The sequence below is a fragment of the Mesorhizobium sp. Arg314 genome, from assembly GCF_053714275.1.
Genome location: NZ_JBSKBP010000138.1, coordinates 1 through 2,917 on the forward strand (window position 1 = coordinate 1; position 2,917 = coordinate 2,917).

The window sequence follows — 2,917 nt, forward strand, 5'->3', positions numbered from 1 at the left end:
ATGGATTGCGGGCTCGCACGCCAACGACAAGCTATCGCAACCAGCTGTCGAGAAGCTGACCAGTCAGGAAAAACGCGCGTCCACAGGTCTCCATTTCTAACACGCCCGCTCGGGCCAAGGTCGAAAGAGCGCGCTTGATCTGGACCGCTTCGCCGATGTGGGAATGGCCCGTGATCACGGCCAGCAGCCGGAAGCGTTTGGCTGCTTCCCTTAGTGTTGATGGCTTTTCAAAACGGCGGCTACGGCAGGAGCGGTGGGGCCACGCGCTGCAATGGCGGCGCCCTGACGGTTCGCGGCGAGATTGGGCCGCCCACGCTCAAAGGCCATAAGCGCCCGCGCGACGAATGGATCGAGTTACCAGTCCTGCCATCGTCAGCGAAGAGACTTTCGCTTTGGCGGTAGAGCGCCTGGCCGACAACAAGCGCTTCGCGCCCGGCCGAACCATCGAGCCGAGCATCGTCCAGGGACTGGTCTGCCGTAAATGCGGGTACGCGCTGTCGCCACGTCAACCCTCAGCTCGGCGCGCAAAATCCATATTATCGCTGTCTCGCCTCGGATGCCTGGCGCCACCTTTCGCGGTTCCACATGCAACAGCCGTCCGATCCGCCAGGATCTGCTCGACCAGATTGTCTGGCAGCAGGTCATCCGCCTGATCCAGGACCCCACGCTTATCCGGGCCGAACTCGATCGGCGCCTTGATGCAGCGCGCACGGCCGAACCGACGAGGCGTCGTCAAGAAGCTCTTGAACGCGAGCTGGCGCGGGTCAGCAAGAGCATGGAACGTCTGGTCAGAGCTTACCAAGAGGCTCACCTATCTCTTGTACGAACTGCGCCGTCGAATGCCGGAACTGCGCGCACGCGAGCAGTCCATGATCCGAATTGCAGGCCATCCTCGATCAGGCAGCAGACCGGATGTCGTTCCTGCGTCGGGCCGAAACCTTAACCGCGTTCCTCAAGCGGCTGCGCGAGTCGGCGGAAACGTTGGAAATCACCGAGCGGCAAAAGTGGTCCGACTCCTTGTCAAAGATGTCCTGGTCGACGACGACACCATCACGATTCGGCACTCGATCCCGTCCTTCCCGAGGACACCACCCACCGGCACAGAGCCCGCCCCCGGCAGACGGCAATCACCGACGGATGGCCAAAGTTACCTTTTGCGTTAGGTGAGTGCAGGCGCCCCCTTGCGGGGTCCCCTCGTCCACCGGACGGACCAAGCCATCCTCCATCACCCCCGCATTGAGGAATGCTCGGATGAATTGGAGCACACGCTTATTGGACACCCTCGCGGCAACGCGCGCCATCGGGCTATCATGATTAACCCGGTCGAAAAATCTTTCGAGGTCGAAGTCAACCACGTAGCGTAACCTCTGCAATGTAGCATTGCGCTTGGGCTACTGCCTGATGAGCAGAGCGTCCCGGGCGGCAGCCGTAGCTGTGCTCCGCGAACGTCGGGTCCCACTGCTCTTGGAAGAGCTGCAGCAGGGCTTGCTGGATCGGTCTGTCGACGACGCAAGGTACGCCGCGTTTTCTGACCCGGCCCACCGGCTTGGGGATTTCGACCCGCTTGACTGGATGCTTGGCCGGTGCTCACGAAGGTAGCCTTTGGCGTCGTCGATGGTCATCCCATCCACGGCTGGACCGCCGTGCGCGCTCGCCGAGGCCATTTTGACATCGCCGACTCTCATGATTGTTGGCAAGCTGGTCGACGGCCGGCGAGCGCCTGGTGTTCAGACGTGATCTTCATCGCCGGCGATGACATCATTTAAGATTTCGAATTGCGGTGGCGGCGCCACGGTGTTTACTCGCGGCTGCCAAGACTTTCGATTTAAGCATATTCGCTAATTTATCGGCCTTCCCCAGCAGCGCCATCAGCGCCTGCGCCGCGCCGGGCTGGCTCAGGATCTTGACGATATCGTTCTTGCTGAGCTTCTGGCCGCTGAGCTCCAACGCCGCCAGGTCCTTTCCGGGGTCTCCCAGCAGCGCCGTCACCGCCTGCGCCGCGCCGGGCTGGCCTAGGATTTTGACAATATCGTCCTTGCCGAGCCTCTCGCCGCTGAGCTCCAGGTCCGCGAGCGCCTTTCCGCGTTCTCCCAGGAGGGCCTTCAGCGCCTGCGCGCCACCATCATTGCTCAGGATCTTGACGATATCGTCCTTGCTGAGCTTCTGGCCGCTGAGCTCCAGTGTCGCGAGCGCCTGCGCGTTCTTCAGCAACGCCCTCACCGCCTGCGCGCCACCATTATTGCCCAGGATCTTGACGACATCCTCCTTGCTGAGTTTCTGCCCGCTGATCTCCAGCACCCCCAGGTCCTTTCCGCTTTCTCCCAGCAGCGTGTTCAGCACCTGCGCCGCGCCCGTCTTCCCCAGGATCTTGACAATATCGTCCTTGCTGAGCGTCTGGCCGCTGAACTGCAGTTCCGCCAACGGCTGCGCGTTATCCAGCAGCGTGTTCAGCGCGTGGGCCGCACCCGTCTTCCCCAGAATCTTGACGATATCGTCCTTGCTGAGCTTCTGGCCGCTGAACTGCAGTTCCGCCAACGGCTGCGCGTTATCCAGCAGCGTGTTCAGCGCCTGCCCCGCACCCCGGTTCCTCAGGATCTTGAGGATATCATCCTTGCTGAGCTTGTGGCCGCTGAACTCCAGCTGCGCCAACTCTTCCGCGGTGTCGACAAAGGCCTGCAGAATAAACACTCCACCGGGGCGGTTGCCAATGCCTTCGCACTCCTCGCGTGACAGCTGAAAACTCGCCTTCACCGCTTTGTTCACAAATTCGGGGATGGCAGCCAGCCTCTTGAGATTGCGGCGTTTCGGTTTCGAGCTTGACGCCGTCTGCGGGCGACTCGCCTCCATGGCGATTGTCGGGTGCAGCCCGAGGCGGTCTTGGAGTGCCCGCCGATCGCCGACGAGGTTGTCGAGGTGC

At 61.8% G+C, this 2,917-nt stretch carries 2 protein-coding genes; both read right to left on the bottom strand.

Going from position 1 to position 2,917, the window contains the following annotated elements:
* Positions 1–505 precede the first annotated feature (505 nt).
* Positions 506–802 (bottom strand): hypothetical protein, encoded by a 297-nt coding sequence (locus ACWGS9_RS34520; protein ID WP_454509398.1) that lies wholly within the window; start codon positions 800–802, stop codon positions 506–508.
* Between the two features lie 956 nt (positions 803–1,758).
* Positions 1,759–2,917, bottom strand: a 1,159-nt coding sequence (locus ACWGS9_RS34525) for a hypothetical protein (protein WP_454509399.1), incomplete at its 5' end; no start/stop codon positions are given.